The sequence below is a fragment of the Pseudomonas fragi genome (assembly GCF_900105835.1).
Classification (GTDB): domain Bacteria; phylum Pseudomonadota; class Gammaproteobacteria; order Pseudomonadales; family Pseudomonadaceae; genus Aquipseudomonas; species Aquipseudomonas fragi.
Genome location: NZ_LT629783.1, coordinates 2799535 through 2817341, shown reverse-complemented (window position 1 = coordinate 2817341; position 17807 = coordinate 2799535). Strand labels below are relative to the sequence as shown.

At 60.3% G+C, this 17807-nt stretch carries 12 protein-coding genes; 6 read left to right on the top strand and 6 right to left on the bottom strand.

Annotation, left to right across the window (positions count from 1 at the left end):
• Nucleotides 1–166 precede the first annotated feature (166 nt).
• Complete coding sequence (locus BLU25_RS12760; RefSeq protein ID WP_016783230.1) at nt 167–940, top strand: ParA family protein; 774 nt, start codon at nt 167–169, stop codon at nt 938–940.
• On the opposite strand, the gene trxC is transcribed toward BLU25_RS12760, so the two are convergent.
• Entirely contained in the window at nt 937–1377 is a 441-nt protein-coding gene (gene trxC / locus BLU25_RS12755) for a thioredoxin TrxC (protein WP_016783231.1), read from the bottom strand. The two genes, BLU25_RS12760 and trxC, sit on opposite strands and share 4 nt — an antisense overlap.
• Before the next feature lie 262 nt (nt 1378–1639).
• Here trxC and BLU25_RS12750 point away from each other — a divergent pair, with 262 nt between their 5' ends.
• Nucleotides 1640–1927 (top strand): type II toxin-antitoxin system HigB family toxin, encoded by a 288-nt coding sequence (locus BLU25_RS12750; RefSeq protein WP_016783232.1) that lies wholly within the window; start codon nt 1640–1642, stop codon nt 1925–1927.
• A 5-nt stretch (nt 1928–1932) separates the two neighbouring features.
• The gene (locus BLU25_RS12745) at nt 1933–2334 is read left to right on the top strand and encodes a helix-turn-helix domain-containing protein (RefSeq protein ID WP_016783233.1); all 402 of its coding nucleotides are present in this window, start codon (nt 1933–1935) and stop codon (nt 2332–2334) included.
• Between the two features lie 187 nt (nt 2335–2521).
• Here BLU25_RS12745 and selO read toward each other — a convergent pair whose 3' ends face one another.
• The 3 genes from selO to BLU25_RS12730 all read right to left on the bottom strand — a co-directional run bounded on the left by selO (nt 2522) and on the right by BLU25_RS12730 (nt 9222).
• Entirely contained in the window at nt 2522–3985 is a 1464-nt protein-coding gene (gene selO / locus BLU25_RS12740) for a protein adenylyltransferase SelO (protein ID WP_016783234.1), read from the bottom strand.
• Between the two features lie 111 nt (nt 3986–4096).
• Nucleotides 4097–7444 carry a mechanosensitive channel MscK gene (mscK, locus tag BLU25_RS12735; RefSeq protein ID WP_016783235.1) on the bottom strand — a complete coding sequence of 1116 codons (3348 nt, stop codon included), beginning with the start codon at nt 7442–7444 and terminating at the stop codon, nt 4097–4099.
• Nucleotides 7445–7479: 35 nt separating this feature from the next.
• A complete protein-coding gene (locus BLU25_RS12730) occupies nt 7480–9222 on the bottom strand; it encodes a potassium/proton antiporter (RefSeq protein ID WP_016783236.1) in 1743 nt (580 codons plus the stop codon).
• A 245-nt stretch (nt 9223–9467) separates the two neighbouring features.
• Between BLU25_RS12730 and BLU25_RS12725 the strand changes: the two genes are divergently transcribed.
• Nucleotides 9468–10049: a hypothetical protein gene (locus BLU25_RS12725; protein ID WP_016783237.1), complete on the top strand. Its 582-nt coding sequence runs from the start codon at nt 9468–9470 to the stop codon at nt 10047–10049.
• 66 nt (nt 10050–10115) lie between these two features.
• Here BLU25_RS12725 and putA read toward each other — a convergent pair whose 3' ends face one another.
• Nucleotides 10116–14069, bottom strand: coding sequence for a trifunctional transcriptional regulator/proline dehydrogenase/L-glutamate gamma-semialdehyde dehydrogenase (gene putA / locus BLU25_RS12720; RefSeq protein WP_083369667.1), 3954 nt, complete (start codon nt 14067–14069; stop codon nt 10116–10118).
• A gap of 460 nt (nt 14070–14529) precedes the next feature.
• On the opposite strand from putA, the gene putP reads away from it, so the two are divergent.
• Nucleotides 14530–16017, top strand: coding sequence for a sodium/proline symporter PutP (gene putP, locus BLU25_RS12715; RefSeq protein ID WP_016783238.1), 1488 nt, complete (start codon nt 14530–14532; stop codon nt 16015–16017).
• Between the two features lie 169 nt (nt 16018–16186).
• Complete coding sequence (locus BLU25_RS12710; RefSeq protein ID WP_016783239.1) at nt 16187–17023, top strand: 23S rRNA (adenine(2030)-N(6))-methyltransferase RlmJ; 837 nt, start codon at nt 16187–16189, stop codon at nt 17021–17023.
• Between the two features lie 118 nt (nt 17024–17141).
• On the opposite strand, the gene msrA is transcribed toward BLU25_RS12710, so the two are convergent.
• Nucleotides 17142–17789, bottom strand: coding sequence for a peptide-methionine (S)-S-oxide reductase MsrA (gene msrA, locus BLU25_RS12705; protein ID WP_016783240.1), 648 nt, complete (start codon nt 17787–17789; stop codon nt 17142–17144).
• Nucleotides 17790–17807: the final 18 nt, after the last annotated feature.

Genomic DNA, 17807 nt, shown 5'->3' with positions numbered 1-17807 from the left:
GTTTGTAATTTGGAAAAAATAAGACCTGCGCCCTTTGTGTGTGAGGGGCGTTTATTTGTTTTCTCGGATAAGGGCTCAATGGCTGTAGTTCATTTCGTTGCAAGGTAGCTAAGCCGCGTAAAGGCCATCTACACTCGGGTACTCATTGGTACACGGAGGTTTTGAAATGCGTCGCGTGGTGTTTAACCAGAAAGGCGGTGTGGGCAAGTCCAGCATCGCGTGTAACCTGGCTGCGGTCAGTGCCAGCGAAGGGTATCGCACGTTGTTGGTGGACCTGGATGCCCAGGCCAACTCCACTCAATACCTGACCGGCCTGACGGGCGACGATATCCCGATGGGGATTGCCGATTTCTTCAAGCACAGCTTGTCTGCCGGCGTTGGTTCGAAGAAGAACCGGGTCGATATTTACGAAACGCCCTTCGAAAACTTGCACGTCATTACCGCAACCGGCGAACTGGCCGATCTGCAGCCCAAACTTGAGGCAAAACACAAGATCAACAAGCTGCGCAAGTTGCTTGATGAGCTATCTGAAGACTACGACCGGATTTACGTCGATACCCCGCCTGCCTTGAACTTTTACGCCGTTTCGGCGCTGATCGCCTGTGATCGTGTGCTGATCCCGTTTGATTGCGACAGTTTCTCCCGGCAGGCGCTGTATGGCCTGTTGTCCGAGATCGCTGACCTGAAAGAAGACCACAACGAAGACCTGTTGGTTGAAGGCATTGTGGTCAATCAGTTCCAGGCCCGGGCCAGTTTGCCCCAGCAAATGCTCGATGAGCTGGTCGCGGAGGGGCTGCCGGTGCTGCCGATGTACCTGAGCAGCTCGGTGCGTATGCGCGAATCGCACCAGGCTTCACAGCCCCTGATCCACTTCGACCCGCGGCACAAGCTGACCCGGCAGTTCGTGGACTTGCACGATTACCTGGACCAGAACGCTTAAGCGCTGATCCCTTGGCTGCGCAGCCAGGCGGTCAGTTGCTGCAAAGGCAGCGCACCGCTCTGGCGGGCCACTTCGCGGCCATTTTTAAACAGGATCAGGCTGGGGATCGAACGGATACCCAGTTGCCCGGCCAGTTGCTGATTGGCCTCACTGTCGAGCTTGGCCAGCCGGCACTTGCCCAGCAGTTGGCTGGCAGCCTGTTCGAACACCGGCGCAAAGGCTTTGCACGGCCCGCACCATTCGGCCCACACATCCACCAATAGCGGCAGATCGCCTTTGATCTGGCTGGCGTAGTCGGTTTGCTGCAACTCAAAGGGCCTGGCTTGCAGCACTTCATTCTTGCAACGCCCGCACTTGGGGTGCTCGCCCAGGCGATCGCCGGGGATGCGGTTAAGGCCGTTGCAGTGGGGGCAGGGAATCAGCAGCGGTTCGGTCATGGAAAACTCCTCGAAAAGGGTCGTGGGTGCCGCCTGTCGCAGCGACTCCAGATTGATGGCGTGCAGTTCAGCAGATGAACACCCGGGCCGCCACCCTCCATGACGTATCTGCTCACAATGTGCCGAAACCGGTTCGCAGGTCTCTATCTAGTCTGTAAATACCCCCCGGGTTTTGTGCCACTGGTCAGGTGGTCAGTATCGCAAGTTGCGATAGAGAACGCCCGGGTTTAGCCTTCATAGCAAGATGCGATAGGGACATTGCATGCGAGTGATTACAGCAAAACGAATTTGGCAAGCGAAAGCACAATGGCCGCAATCGGCGAGCGCCCTGGATGAGTGGTATCGCAAGATCAAGGTCCTCAACCCTCAGGACTTTGCCGCGTTAAGGGCGTTTTTCCCGACTGCCGACAAGGTCGGTTCGTTTCACGTTTTCAACATAGGCGGTAACAAACTGCGGCTGATCGCTGTGGTGCGTTATCGGGTACAGCGCCTCTACATCCGTCATGTGCTGGATCACCGTGACTATGACAAGGGCAAATGGAAGGAGTAAGCATCATGAACCCATTGATCGAACAGGCAGCGCAGCACTGGCAATTCGTGGCGCCGCTGTTGCGAAAACCGAAGAACGAAGCCGATTACGACGAGTTGGTCGCCGCCCTTGATGAGCTGACCGACTTGATTGGCGATGATGAGAGCAACCCCCTGATGAGCCTGGTGGACATCCTCGGTGACTGGGTTGAGGCCTACGACCTTGAGCATCGGCCGATGCCCAAGGTCAGTGGCGTCGATGTGCTGCGCTCGGTAATGCAGGAGCACGGGCTGACGCAAAGCGATTTGCCGGGTGTGGGCACCCAGTCTGTGGTGTCTGAAATCCTCAGCGGCAAACGCCAGCTCAACGTTCGGCAGATTCGTTGGCTGGCCGATTACTTCAAAGTGCCTGTGGATATGTTTATCTGAGGCTGACGGCTGCGCCACGCCGTGGCTGGTGTGTGGCCAGATGATCTGGTCAGGAGTCAGAGGCTGGCCTCGGCTCTGTGGGAGCGGGCTTGCCCGCGATTGAATCGACGCGATTCAACTGAAACACCGCGGCGCTTGTATCGCGAGCAAGCCCGCTCCCACAGGAGGCATATTTGCCGGTTGTGAATCACGACGAGCAGCTGATTTCCAGGTGCTTGCCCCACTCCGGCGGGCGCTCGGCGTAGCCTTCCATGCCCGGCTGTTCGGTGAACGGTTGGGTCAATACCGTGTGCAAGCGCTGCACTTCGCTGTAATCCCCGGCCTCGGCCGCATCGATGGCTTTTTGTGCCAGGTAGTTGCGCAAGATATACAGCGGGTTGACCGCGTGCATGCGCTCACGCCGTGCCTGTTCATCACTTGCGCCGTCCCGGGCGACGCGGGCCACATACTGCGCGGCCCAGTCATCAAAACCCTTGAGGTCGACAAATTCTTCCCTCAATCGGGCCACTGCCTGCTCGGCGGGTTCGTCGCCCAAACGACGGAAAAACAGGGTGTAGTCGATGTTGCTGCCTTGCATCTTTTGCAGCAGGGTTTCGACCAGTTGCTGATCAGCGTCTTCGGCGCTGGTCAGGCCCAGCCTGCGGCGCATCAGGTCCAGGTAGTGGGCCTGATACAACGGCAAAAACAGCCCAAGGGTTTCGCGCAAGGCTTCAACGCTGATAAACGGCGTCAATGCCTGGGCCAGCGCGCTGAGGTTCCACTGCCCGATCGGTACCTGGTTGCTGAAGGAGTAGCGGCCTTCATGGTCGGAGTGGTTGCAGATGAAATTGGCGTCAAAGTCGTCGAGGAAAGCGAACGGGCCAAAGTCGAAGGTAATGCCCAGAATCGACATGTTGTCGGTGTTCATCACCCCGTGGCAAAAGCCGTAGGCCTGCCACTTGGCGATCAGTGCAGCGTTGCGCTCGACAATTTCACGGAACATGGCCAGGTACGGCTCGGGTTGCTCCAGGCACTCGGGGAAGTGCAGCGCCAGCACATGCTCGCCCAGCAGCTTTTGTTGCTCGGGGCGCTTGGTGTAGTAGAAGTATTCGAAATGGCCGAAACGCACATGGCTGGGCGCCAGGCGTAGCACCATGGCGGCGCGCTCCCGGGTTTCACGCCACACCGGGGTATCGGAGCCGATCACGCACAGGGCGCGGCTGCTGGGAATGCCCAGGGCATGCAGGGCCTCGCTGGCGAGAAACTCGCGGATCGAGGAGCGCAGTACCGCGCGGCCATCGCCCATGCGCGAGTAAGGGGTCATGCCGGCGCCCTTGAGGTGCAAGTCCCAATGCTCGCCCGCGTCGTTATACACCTCGCCCAGCAGTAGCCCGCGGCCATCGCCGAGTTGCGGGTTGTAGGAGCCGAACTGATGACCGGAGTAGACCATCGCCCGGGGTTCGGCATCGGCCCACAGGGTATGGCCGCCAAACAGTTGGGCAAAGACCGGGTCCTGGGCGACAGCCGGGTCGAGATCGAGTAGCGCCATAGCGGCGTCGCTGCTCACCACCACGCGGGGTGCGTCGATGGGCTCGGGCAGCACGTGAGTTGAAAACGCGTCACCCAGCCGAGCGAAGCGGTTATCAAAAGTCAGTTCGTCGAGGGCTTTCAATGACCGTCTCCAGTAAATGCATGTCTAAGGTGGGAGCGGGCTTGGCCAGTTAAACCGATTCATCTGCATCGCAGGCAAGCCAGTTCCCACAGAGGTTGCATCAGCCTTGAGTCAGTCGAGCTTGCCCAACTGCGGCTTTTGCGGTGGTGGTGTCGGCTCGGGCGGGACTTCCGGCCCTACGGGCACCAGCTTGTATTCTTGCCCCTGCAGGTTCTTGAGGTACACCTCCATCTGCTGGAACGAGATGTTGATGTTGTGGTTCTTGAACTCGCGGTTGATAAAGCGGTTGACCTCGTCGATCACCGGGTTGCGATCGCCCAGGTCGCGCACATGCATGCGCAGTTCGTGGTCGAGGGTGCTTTGCCCGAAGTTGAGAAAGTACACGTGCGGCTCCGGGTCTTTGAGCACCCGCGGGTTCTCTTGCGCAGCCTTGAGCAGCAAGTGCTTGACCAGGTCCAGGTCGGAGCCGTAATCGACCCCCAGCTTGAGCGTCACGCGGGTGATGGTGTCGGTCAGCGACCAGTTGATCAGTTGCCCGGTGATAAACGTCTTGTTCGGGACGATGATGTCCTTGCGGTCGAAGTCGGTGATGGTGGTGGCCCGAATGCGGATCTTGCTCACGGTGCCCGACAGGTTGCCGATGGTGATGGTGTCGCCGATACGCACCGGGCGTTCGAACAGGATCATGATCCCGGAGATAAAGTTGGCGAAGATTTCCTGCATGCCGAAGCCCAGGCCCACCGACAGCGCCGCCACCAGCCATTGCAGCTTGTCCCAGCTCACGCCCAGGGTGGACAGGGTGGAGACAAAGCCGATGCCGATAATCACATAGGTCAGCAGCGTGGTGGTGGCGTAGGCACTGCCCTGGCCCAGATCGAGGCGCGACAGTACCAGCACCTCCAGCAGACCTGGCAGGTTGCGCGCCAGCGCGATGCTGATGCCGATAATGACCAGCGCACCGATCACGTCGCCAATACTGATGGGCACCATGCTCATGTTGGCGCCGGTGCCGCTGGTGTATTCGTACAGGGTGATGTTGTCGAGGTAGGCAAACACCGAGATCAGGTCGGCCCACACCCAATACAGCACACCGATAAAGCCCGCCAGCAGGGCCAGACGGATCAGGCGCAGGGATTGCTGGTTGACCTGTTCGATATCCAGGGTCGGTTCTTCGATGATGGCATCGTTGCCTTCGCCGGCTTCCTTGGCGGCCTGGCGCTTGGCCAGTGCGCGCTGATAGGCCAGGCGCCGTGCCGCCACGGCCAGGCCGCGCACAAAAGCTGCCTCGACCACCAGCCAGAACATCAGCAGGTAGAGGGTGTTGATCAGGCGGTCGCTGAGCTTGAGCGCGGTGTAGTAATAGCCAAAACACACCGCCACGAACAGCGCCAGCGGTAGCAGGGCAAAAGCAAAGCCGAGCAACTTGCGCAGGCGATAGGCTTTTGTCGCGGTCTCGAAGTCATTGAGCAGCAGGCGGCAAAGCAGCCAGGCCATCGCGGCATAGCAGCTCAACACGACGAGGATGCCCAGCACGTCGTCGGCCAGCGCCGCCGGTTGTTGTTCGGCAAAGGCGACCACGGCTACCAGGGCCAGCACGACGAAGCCGAGCTTGCGAATCCAGTTCTGCAGGAACGCGACCAGGGGTTTTTCCCAGCGGAAATGCAGTTCGGCCACGCCACCCGGGGCCAGAATCCGGTAGGCGGTGTAGAACACCAGCCAGGCCTCGGCCATCTGGATCAAGGCCGCGCCAGTATTGGCGTTCATGCCCCGGGCATCGGTTTGCAGGGCGTAGCCGCACAGGGCCAGGGCCAGTGAAATGGGCATCGCCAGCAGGATATTGATCAGAATCGCCAGCGGCGTGTGCCATTGGCTGTCGCGTTTGAAGTGGCCGATGTCCTGGTGGATCTTGTTCAATTTGCTGTAGAGGTAGCGGCGTTTCCACAGCAGGGCTACCACCACCAGCAAAAACGGCAGAAACAGCAGCGGCCGCTGCACCAGGCCTTCTGCCAGCTCGCTAACGCTGGAACCCCACGGCAGGGTGGTGACTTGCTGTTCAAGCTGGCGCGGTGCGGTTTCCAGCCATTCCAGATCCAGCGGCTTGTTGCTGGGGATCCAGAACATCTGCTCGTCCAGCGTTGCGCGCAGGCTCTGGGCGGTGCTGAGCAGTTGCTTCTGGTTCAGTTGCAGGGTGATGGATTCGTTAAGCAGCGAGCTGAGTTCGCGGTTCAGGCGGTCCAGCAGATCGCTGCGGGTGTTGACCAGGTCGATCAGGGTTTTGCGCAGTTGCGGGGTGACCTGGTCGGCGGGCTGGGTCGACAGCAGGTTATCGACGTAGGTCGTCGGGTTGCTGATCAACTCGCGCTGCTGGTTGATTTCAAACTGATACAGGCGGATATCGGCAATTTCGTCTGCCAGGTTCTTGTCCATCTTTTGCAGGCGCGGCAGGGCCTGCTTTTGCTTGTACAGGATTTTCGACAGCAGCAGGCTGCCCTTGAGCACGTTGATCTGCTCATCCAGGGCCTGATCGCTTTGGGTGACGTTATCCAGTTGCTGCTTGGTTTCGAGGTTCTGCTGGGTGACTTCGTTGAGGCGGTCGGTGCTGCGCAGCAGGTAGTCGGAAAGCTTGAGGTTGATGGCACTTTCGGTCGCCAGCAGGCTGCTGCTGCCCGATTTTTGCGCCTCGATGGATTGTTCGGTCACGGTCTGCTGCGACTGGGCCAGGCGCTTCTGGTTGATCAGGGTTTGCAGGTCCTGGATTTCCTGGTCCTGGCGCGTGGTCTTTTCCAGCAGCAGGTCGTGCTGGCTGCCGCTCAGGTCTTGCAGCAGGCTGTTGCCGGCCAGCTCCTGGCGGCGCAGGGCGATCAGCGCGGTAAGCGAGGCGGCCTCGGCATTGAGCTGGTTGCGCTGGTCAGGGGTTAGCAACTTGCCATTGTCGCGACCGGTTTTCAGGATGTTGCCGATCTGCTGGATGCGCGTCTGGCTGTTGCTGATTTCGGCCTGGGCCCGTTCCGGGCGGGTCTGTGCGGCAATGCTTTGACTGTTGGCAATGGCCAGGGCTTTTTGCAACTCACCTTGTTGCGTGGTGCGCTCGGCCAGCATCTGCTCCAGCTGCGGCACCGACAGGTCTTTATAGCGCTGTGCCACCGGAATCGGCGTGCTGGCCTTGAGCCGGGCCAGTTCGCGCTGGTTTTCGCCGGTCTGGCGCGGGGCATCATTGAGCTGCTGCTTGACGTCGTTCAGGCGCTGTTCGTAATCAGCTTTGCTTTCCAGCAGGGTCAGGGTCTGCTGGAGCACCGCCTGCAGTGCTTTTTGATCGGCATCCGGCAGCTTGCGGTCGGCAATTTTGTCCAGGCTTTGCTGCACCGCCTCGGCGGTAGGCGGCTCGGCCGCATGAAGCGGGCCGACACAAAGGCTCAGACCGAGCAGGACGGTTGCGATGAACGTGCGCAGAGTTGGCATAGATACCGGTCAGACAAGGGGCAGAAAGTTGCAGTTTAGAGGAACAGCCCGGGGCCCGGTGCACTTCCTTCGGGGAATCTGACGCCCACTTTGGCGATCTTGTTCCCTTCCATCATCGCAACCGTCCAGATGGTGTTGTTCCATTCCACCTGGTCGCCGACCACTGGCGCGCCGCCGACCTTGTGGGCAATGAAGCTGCTCAGCGAGGTGTCCGGGTTGATGCCGTCGAGCTTGAGGCCGTACAAGGCGGCTACAGCGCCCAGCTGGGCGTCGCCTTCGAGTACGAAATCGCCAAAAAAGCGCAGGTCCAGGCCACGGCTCGGAGGCTGGCTGAACAGTTTGCCCAAGGCTGGCAAGTCATGTTCATGGCCGATGACACAGAGCAGATCACCCACTTCAAGGGTGGTGCTGCCCGACGGGTGGAGCAGTTTCTTGTCGCGAAACAGGGCCGCAATGCGGGTGCCGTCAGGCATTTTCAGCTCGCGCAGGGCAGCGCCGATGCACCAGTTTTGTGCGTCGAGGCGATAAACAAAGAGTTCCCACTCGCTGGTGACATGCACTTCAAGGGCTGAACGGGACACGGGGGCGAGGTCTGGCGGCACGGTCACCTTGAGCAGCTTGGCAACCCACGGCAGGCTGGTGCCTTGCACCAACAGGGACACCAGCACGATAAAGAACGCCAGGTTGAAATACAGCTGCGCATTGGGCAGCCCGGCCATCAGCGGGAACACCGCGAGAATGATCGGCACCGCGCCGCGCAGGCCTACCCACGAAATAAAGGCTTTTTCGCGGCCGTGGAAGGCCTTGAAGGGCAGCAGGCCGACCATCACCGACAAGGGGCGGGCGAACAGAATCATCCACAGGGCCAGGGCCAGCGCGGGAATGGCGATGGGCAGCAGGTCGTGTGGCGTGACCAGCAAGCCCAGCACCAGGAACATGCCGATCTGGGCCAGCCAGGCCATGCCGTCGAGCATATGCAAAATGCCATGACGGCTGCGGATCGGGCTGTTGCCGATCACCAGGCCGCACAGGTAGACCGCGAGGAAGCCGCTGCCGTGCAGGGCGTTGGTCAGGGAGAAGACTACCAGGCCGCCGGCGATCACCAGGATCGGGTACAGGCCGTTGGCCAGGTTGATCCGGTTGACCATCTGCAGCATCAGCCAGCCGCCTGCCAGGCCGACTGCGCCGCCGATGGCAAATTCGCGCACCAGATTGAACAACAGGCTCCAGTGCAGGCCGGTTTCGCCGCTGGCGAGCATGTCGATCAGAGTGACGGTGAGGAACACCGCCATCGGGTCGTTGCTGCCTGATTCGATCTCAAGGCTGGCGGAAACCCGCTCGTTCAGGCCCTTGCCGCCCAGCAGCGAGAACACCGCCGCGGCATCGGTGGAGCCGACAATGGCGCCGACCAGCAGGCCCTGGATCAAGTTGAGATTGAACAGCCAGGCGGCCATCAGCCCGGTCAGCCCGGTGGTGATCATCACCCCCACCGTGGCCAGCGATAACGCGGGCCATAACGCCACGCGAAAACTGGAAACCCGGGTGCGCAAGCCGCCATCGAGCAGAATCACCGCCAGGGCGAGGTTACCCACCAGGTAGGCCGTGGGGTAGTTGTCAAAAATAATGCCGCCGCCATCGACACCCGCCGTCATGCCCACCGCAAGGATGATGACCAGGATCGGGATGCCCAGGCGCGAAGACAGGGAACTCACCAGGATGCTTGCACCTACCAGCAACGCGCCGATCAAGAACAGGCTGTTGATGGTCGTCGCATTCAAAGGCAGTACTCCAGAAAGCTCAAAAGACAGGGCGCAGACTCAACATGCAGCCTGCGTGCCATCGATTCTAACCTGCGCGATTGGCGGGCTGTCAAAAAGGTTTTGAATGAATTTCGCCCTGAGCGTATTTGGGCCTGTTTAGTAGGGTTGAAAGGTCTTTCTTACATAAAAAACAGATTTTCACTGCATTTTTATATTGGGCAATTTGTGTCTACTGCAGCCTCCCATTTATGCATGGACAGGCTATGAACCCCGCAACCGAGGCTGGCAACAGGCTATCGAACACCCCATCGCAGTGCGACGACAAGCGGATCAACCTCTATGTCGTGTCTGTCAGCAAGTTTCTGTTGCTGTATGGGTTTACGGCAGGCGGGTACATGGTCTATTGGTCATATCGCAACTGGGCGTCCTACAAAGCAGTGAGCGGGGCGTCAATCACGCCGGGGGTGCGCGGGGTACTTTGGCCATTTTTTATCCTGCCGTTGTTTGAAGTGGTGCAAAACGGTCTGGACAGGTCTGGGCGCTACTATTTCTGGCAGCCCGAGACCAGGGGGCTGGTCATCATGGGGCTGGTCATGTTCTCGGTGCTGGTGAACACGTTCTTTACCCGGCCCTCGGATGAGGCCTACGTGTTGTTTGCCAATGTGGCGTTGATTGCCGTTTGCTGCGCCATGCTGGTGGCTGCCCAGCGCGCAATCAACACCCTGGCGGGTGACCCGCAGGGCAGCCTTAACAAGGCCTTGAACGGCATCAATATTGCCTGGATGGTGGTCGGTGCGCTGTTGATGGCCGCCGTTGCCTATGTGGCGTTCACGGGCCAGCGCTGAAATCGTGTCGTAAAAAAACCGGGCTACCCTTTCGGGAGCCCGGTTTTTCAGTGCCCGATCACCCCATCAACCGATGGTCATCAGGCTCGCGTTGCCACCCGCAGCAGCGGTGTTGACGCTCAAGGCGCGTTCGATCACCAGGCGTTCCAGGGCGATATTGGTTTCACCCTGGGACAGGCCCTGTACGCCAACGATGGCGCCAGCCCGTTGTGCCACTTGCTGGCACACGTCACGCAGCTGGTCGCAATCACCGTGGTGCAGGACGGCGTCGAAGATCACGTCGTCCTTGGTCCAGTCGGCCACCAGCGTGATGCGCGCCTGCACCTCTTTTGGCAGGCGTGCCAGCAAAGCCTTGGCCAGTTCGCTTTGCGGCAGGACGGCCGAGCTGCCCACGGCCAGAACGGCAGCCAGTTGGGTCAGCAGGTCGCTTTCAACCTCGGCCAGGCACAGCACGTGTTCACGCGGCAGGATGGCGTAGCTGTTGCGCTCGCCGGTCGGGCCGTTGAGCAGGCGCGTGATGCCGCTTTGCGAGTGAGCGGCGTATTCGCTGCACAGTTCGGCCAGCGCTGGCTGCTGGTTGTTGCTGGCCCAGGCTTGCAGGGCCGTGAGCGGTTTGCTCATGGCTTCGCGGGCCTGGGTATCAGGAGCTGTTACGGCATCGACCTTGGCGAACGATTGCTCGATCGCATTGCCCGGGCGGGTCGACAGCAGGCGGTACAGGTACAGCGGACCGCCGGCTTTCGGGCCGGTGCCCGACAGGCCTTCACCGCCGAACGGCTGCACGCCGACCACGGCACCCACGATGTTGCGGTTGACGTAGACGTTACCGGCGTTGACGTTGTTGACCACCTTGGCAATGGTTTCGTCGATGCGGGTATGCACGCCCAGCGTCAGGCCGTAACCCGAAGCGTTGATCTGTGCGATCAGCTGGTCGATGTCCTTGCGCTTGTAGCGCACCACGTGCAGCACCGGCCCGAAGATCTCACGTTCCAGCTCGTCGAAGCTTTCCAGTTCAATCAGGGTCGGCATGACGAAGGTGCCGCGTTTGCATTCTTCGATATCGGCAATGGCCATCTGGTAAACAGTACGGCCCTTGTCGCGCATGCCCTGGATATGTTGCTCGATCCCGGCCTTGGCTTCGGCGTCGATTACCGGGCCAATGTCCACGTTCAGACGCTCAGGGTTGCCCATGCGCGACTCGGCCATGGCACCTTTGAGCATTTCGATGACGCGGTCTGCCGAATCTTCCTGCAGGCACAGTACGCGCAGTGCCGAGCAGCGTTGACCGGCGCTGTCGAACGCCGAGGACACCACGTCGATAACCACTTGTTCGGTCAGGGCCGAAGAGTCGACGATCATGGCGTTCTGGCCGCCGGTTTCGGCGATCAGCGGGATTGGACGGCCCTGGGCATCGAGGCGGCCGGCGATGTTGCGTTGCAACAGGCGGGCAACTTCGGTGGAGCCGGTGAACATCACGCCTTTCACGCGATCATCGCCCACCAAACGTGCGCCGACGGTTTCGCCACGGCCCGGCAGCAATTGCAGCACGCCTTGCGGGATGCCGGCTTCGAGCAGGATGCGTACGGCTTGTGCAGCAACCAGCGGCGTTTGTTCCGCAGGCTTGGCCAGTACCGGGTTGCCGGCTGCCAGTGCTGCAGCCACCTGGCCGCTGAAGATGGCCAGCGGGAAGTTCCACGGGCTGATGCAGACCACCGGGCCCAATGGGCGGTGGGCATCGTTGGTGAAGTCGTTGCGCGCCTGTACCGCGTAGTAACGCAGGAAATCCACGGCTTCGCGCACTTCGGCGATGGCGTTGGCGAAGGTCTTGCCGGCTTCGCGGGCCAGCAGGCCCATCAGTGGCTGGATCTCGCCTTCCATCAGGTCGGCGGCGCGTTCCAGGATCGCAGCACGCTCGGCGGGCGGGGTGGCCTGCCAGATCGGTGCAGCGCTCAGGGCGCACTGGATGGCGTTGTCAGCGTCCTCAACGGTGGCTTCTTGTACATGCCCGACCACATCACGCAGGTCGGCCGGGTTGAGCACCGCTGCCGGGGTTTCGCTGCTGGAATCGCAACCGAGCATCGGTGCGGCTTTCCAGTCGTTGTGGGCCGTGGCCAGCAAGGCGCAGGACAACGATGCCAGGCGGTGTTCGTTGGACATGTCGATGCCGCTGGAGTTGGCGCGTTCGCTGCCATACAGGTCACGCGGCAGCGGGATGCGCGGGTGAGGCAAGCCAAAGCCGCCTTCGGCCGTGGCCATTTGCTCGATCTGGCTCACCGGGTCGGCCACCAGCTCGTGGATCGCGATGGTGTGGTCAGCGATGCGGTTGACGAACGAGGTGTTCGCGCCGTTTTCCAGCAGGCGACGTACCAGATAAGCCAGCAGTGTTTCGTGGGTACCGACCGGAGCGTACACGCGGCAGGGGCGGTTCAACTTGCCTTCAGAAACTTTGCCTACAACCTGCTCGTAGAGGGGTTCGCCCATGCCGTGCAGGCACTGGAACTCGTACTGGCCCGGGTAGTAGTTCTGACCGGCAATGTGGTAAATCGCCGACAACGTTTGGGCGTTGTGGGTGGCGAATTGCGGATAGATGGCTTCCGGCACGGCCAGCAGCTTTTTCGCACAAGCGAGGTAGGACACATCGGTGTACACCTTGCGGGTGTACACCGGGTAGCCTTCCAGGCCTTCGACCTGGGCGCGCTTGATTTCGCTGTCCCAGTACGCGCCTTTCACCAGGCGGATCATCAGGCGATGACGGCTGCGGCGCGCCAGATCGATCACATAGTCGATCACATAAGGGCAACGCTTCTGGTAGGCCTGGATCACGAAACCTATGCCGTTCCAGCCCGCCAGCTGTGGTTCGAAGCACAGACGCTCAAGCAGATCGAGGGAGATTTCCAGGCGGTCGGCTTCTTCGGCGTCAATGTTGAGGCCGATGTCATACTTCTTGGCCAGCAAGGTCAGCGACAGCAGGCGCGGGTACAGTTCGTCCATCACGCGTTCATACTGGGCGCGGCTGTAACGCGGGTGCAGGGCCGACAGCTTGATGGAGATGCCCGGGCCTTCGTAGATGCCACGGCCGTGGGAAGCCTTGCCGATCGAGTGGATGGCTTGCTCGTAGGACGCGAGGTACTTCTGTGCGTCATGCTCGGTCAGTGCGGCTTCACCGAGCATGTCGTAGGAGTAACGGAAGCCCTTGGCTTCAAAGCGCGTGGCGTTGGCCAGGGCTTCGGCGATGGTTTCGCCGGTGACAAATTGCTCACCCATCAGGCGCATGGCCATGTCGACGCCCTTGCGGATCATCGGCTCGCCACTTTTGCCGATGATGCGGCTCAGGGAGGAGGTCAGGCCGGCTTCGTTGTGCGTCGACACCAGCTTGCCGGTCAGCAGCAGGCCCCAGGTGGCGGCGTTGACGAACAGCGACGGGCTGTTGCCCAGGTGCGGGTGCCAGTTGCCGGTGCTGATCTTGTCGCGGATCAGGGCGTCACGGGTGCCCTTGTCCGGGATACGCAGCAGCGCTTCGGCCAGGCACATCAGGGCTACGCCCTCCTGGGACGACAGGGAAAATTCCTGCAGCAAACCTTGCACGATGCCGGCACGGCCACCGGCGCTCTTCTGATTGCGCAGTTTTTCGGCAATCGAGGCGGCCAGGGTTTGCGTGGCTTCGGCCATCGGGGCGGGCAGGCGAGCCTGCTCCAGCAGCATGGGCACCACTTCGGGTTCCGGGCGACGGTACGCCGAAGTGATGGCAGCGCGCAGTACGGACTGCGGCAGGATGCTTTCGGCGAATTCCAGGAAGCACTGATGCGCATGGTCGGCTTGTACGTCGTCGGCGTCATCGCTGGCAGTGCCAGGGATACCGCTCAACTCGGTCAGGGTTGCACCACCCTCGAGTTTTTCCAGGTAATTGAAGATTGCCTGCTTGATCAGCCAGTGTGGCGTGCGATCAATCGAGGTCGCGGCGGCCTTGAGGCGCTCGCGGGTTGGGTCATCAAGTTTGACCCCAAGGGTGGTGGTAGCCATTTTTTTATCCTCATGGGTGCCACATTTGCGTGGCAGCAGCTGGCGGCAAGATTAGCGCTGCGCTGAAACGGGTGCAACTAGGTGCAACCCGTTTTTGTGTCGATTGGTCGACGCTTCGTCAGGAATCTTTTGCGCGGGTTGGATGGCTGCTCTTCCTTGGTGCTTTTTCTTCGGTTTGGCGGGGTCTTTGCTCCGAAAAGGCGCAAAAACCCTGAATTGAGACGAAAAGGCGACAAGGTGCAACTTGCCCGGCAGAAACTGGTTGCACCCGATTTGCTTTGTTGCATAGCATTCGCGCCCAAGGTGCAACCTCCTACAGAAGATTGGTTCATCGGCTGATGGATTTCCTGGGGAAACATCAGTCATAAATGCGCGGCAAGGTTAATCGTCTCAAACAGGACGTTTGTGAGCGTACGGCCAGACCGCCGCTAAACATAAAAACAATGCCAGGGCTTTATCAATGAGTGTTAGTAACCCAACCCTGATCACGTTCGTGATCTATATCGCAGCAATGGTGCTGATCGGCCTGATGGCTTATCGCTCCACCAACAACCTTTCTGACTACATTCTCGGTGGCCGTAGCCTGGGCAGCGTTGTAACCGCTTTGTCCGCTGGCGCCTCCGACATGAGCGGCTGGTTGCTGATGGGCTTGCCGGGCGCGATCTACATGTCCGGTCTGTCGGAAAGCTGGATTGCCATCGGTCTGGTGACCGGTGCCTACCTCAACTGGCTGTTCGTTGCCGGTCGCCTGCGGGTACAAACCGAGCACAACGGTGATGCGCTGACCCTGCCGGATTACTTCTCCAGCCGTTTCGAAGACAACAGCGGCCTGCTGCGGATTATCTCGGCCATCGTGATTCTGGTGTTCTTCACCATCTACTGCGCTTCCGGCATCGTGGCGGGTGCCCGTCTGTTTGAAAGCACCTTCGGCATGTCCTACGAGTCCGCCCTGTGGGCCGGTGCTGCGGCTACCATCGCCTACACCTTTATCGGTGGTTTCCTGGCCGTGAGCTGGACCGACACCGTACAGGCCACCCTGATGATCTTCGCGCTGATCCTTACGCCGATCATCGTGCTGCTGGCCACCGGCGGCGTGGACACCACGTTCCTGGCCATCGAAGCCAACGACCCGAGCAACTTCGACATGCTCAAGGGCACGTCCTTTATCGGCATCATCTCGCTGATGGGCTGGGGCCTGGGCTACTTCGGCCAGCCGCACATCCTGGCGCGTTTCATGGCCGCTGATTCGGTCAAGTCGATCGCCAAGGCGCGTCGCATCTCCATGACCTGGATGATCCTGTGCCTGGCGGGTACCGTGGCGGTGGGCTTCTTCGGTATCGCTTACTTCTCGGCGCACCCGGAAGTAGCCGGGCCTGTGACCGAAAACCCAGAGCGCGTGTTTATCGAGCTGGCCAAGCTGCTGTTCAATCCGTGGATTGCGGGCGTCCTGCTGTCGGCCATCCTGGCTGCCGTGATGAGCACCCTGAGCTGCCAGTTGCTGGTGTGCTCCAGCGCCCTGACTGAAGACTTCTACAAGTCTTTCCTGCGCAAAAATGCTTCCCAGCTGGAACTGGTGTGGGTTGGCCGGATCATGGTGCTGGTGGTTGCGCTGATCGCCATCGCGCTGGCTTCCAACCCGGAAAACCGTGTACTGGGCCTGGTGAGCTATGCATGGGCAGGCTTCGGTGCCGCTTTCGGCCCGGTTGTCCTGATCTCGGTACTGTGGAAGGGCATGACCCGTAATGGCGCATTGGCCGGTATTCTGGTGGGTGCCATTACCGTGATCGTGTGGAAGCATTTCGCACTGTTCGGTCTGTACGAAATCATCCCGGGCTTTATCCTGGGCAGCCTGGCCATCGTGCTGGCGAGCCTGGCTGGCAAGGGCCCGACCCAGGGAATGGTTGAGCGCTTCAACGCTGCTGAGAAAGACTTCCAGCAAAACCACTGATCGGGCAAGCGCATGCGCTGAGTCTGAAGTGTTCAGAAACGGCCCGTCTCCAGGTGAGACGGGCCGTTTTTTTTGCCTGGGTGTTGCTCACCGTATCTCGGAAAAACCGCCCGCCACCTGACGTCAGGTTGCGTACAAGGTAAACTTCGCCTCCTGCGCAGGAGCAACCATGAACTATCGTCACGCCTTCCACGCCGGCAACCATGCCGACGTCTTCAAACATATCGTCTTGACCCGCCTCATCGCCCTGATGTCGCGCAAAGAGCAGCCTTTCGCCTACCTCGATACCCATGCCGGTATTGGTTTGTACGACCTCAAGGGCGATCAGGCCAACCGCACGGGCGAGTACCTGGAAGGCATTGCGCGGTTGTGGGGGCAGAAAGACCTGCCTGCAGTGACTGATGACTACATGCAAGTGCTGCACAAGATGAACCCGGATGGCGAGTTGCGCTATTACCCGGGCTCGCCGGAGTGGGCGCGACGCCTGACCCGTTCCCAGGACCGTGTACTGTTGAACGAAAAACACCCCGAAGACGGCGTGTTGCTCAAAGACAACATGAAAGGTGATCGCCGCGTAGCGGTGCATTTGGGCGAAGGCTGGCATGTGCCGCGGGCATTGCTGCCAGTGGCTGAAAAGCGTGGCTTGATGCTGATCGACCCGCCGTTCGAGAAACTCGACGAAATGAAGCGCTGCGCTGAATCGTTGAAAGACGCGATCAGCCGCATGCGCCAGACCGTGGTAGCGATCTGGTATCCGATCAAGGACAAGCGCCAGTTGCGCCGTTTTTACCAGGACCTTGCGGGCTCAGGTGCTCCGAAGTTGCTGCAGGTGGAATTGTTCGTACACCCGCTGGACACGCCCAACAGCCTCAATGGTTCAGGCTTGGCGATTGCCAACCCGCCTTGGGGGCTGGAAGAAGAGCTGCGCGAACTGCTGCCGTGGCTGGCCAAGAAACTGGGGCAAACCCAGGGCGGCTGGCAGATGGAATGGTTGATCGCTGAGTAATAGCTGAAAACTGTAATGTGGGAGCGGGCTTGCTCGCGATCGAGGCGATGCGGTGTAACAGAAACACCGAGTCGCTTGCATCGCGTGCAAGCCCGCTCCCACAGTTTTTTGTGCTACATCAAATCGGGCAGGTCACGCCTGTACCGCCAATGCCACAGTAGCCCTGCGGGTTTTTCGCCAGGTACTGCTGGTGGTACGCCTCGGCGAAGTACACCGTTGGCGCCTGGTCGATTTCGGTGGTGATGGTGCCCAGCCCGGCCTTGTCCAGCTCGGCCTGGAACACTTTCTTGCTTTCCAGTGCCTGTTCAAGCTGCTCAGGCGTGGTGCAGTAGATCACCGAGCGGTACTGGGTGCCGATGTCGTTACCCTGGCGCATGCCCTGGGTCGGGTTGTGCAGTTCCCAGAACATGGCCAGCAATTGCTTGTAGCTGACCACTTCCGGTTCGTAGACCACCAGCACCACTTCGGTGTGGCCGGTCAGGCCCGAGCAGACTTCTTCATAGGTCGGGTTCGGGGTGTAGCCGCCCGCATAACCCACCACGGTGCTGACCACGCCTTCGCGTTCCCAGAACTTGCGTTCCGCACCCCAGAAGCAGCCCAGACCAAAAATCGCAAAGTCGACATTCTTCGGGAATGGGCCCAGCAGCGGCTGACCGGTAACGTAGTGGGTTTCCGGCAGCTGTACATGGGTGTCGCGGCCCGGCAGGGCTTGTTCTTTAGTGGGTAGCACGTTTTTATTCACCAGAATTTCCGAGCGCAAGACCATGATTCAAGTCCTCTCAAT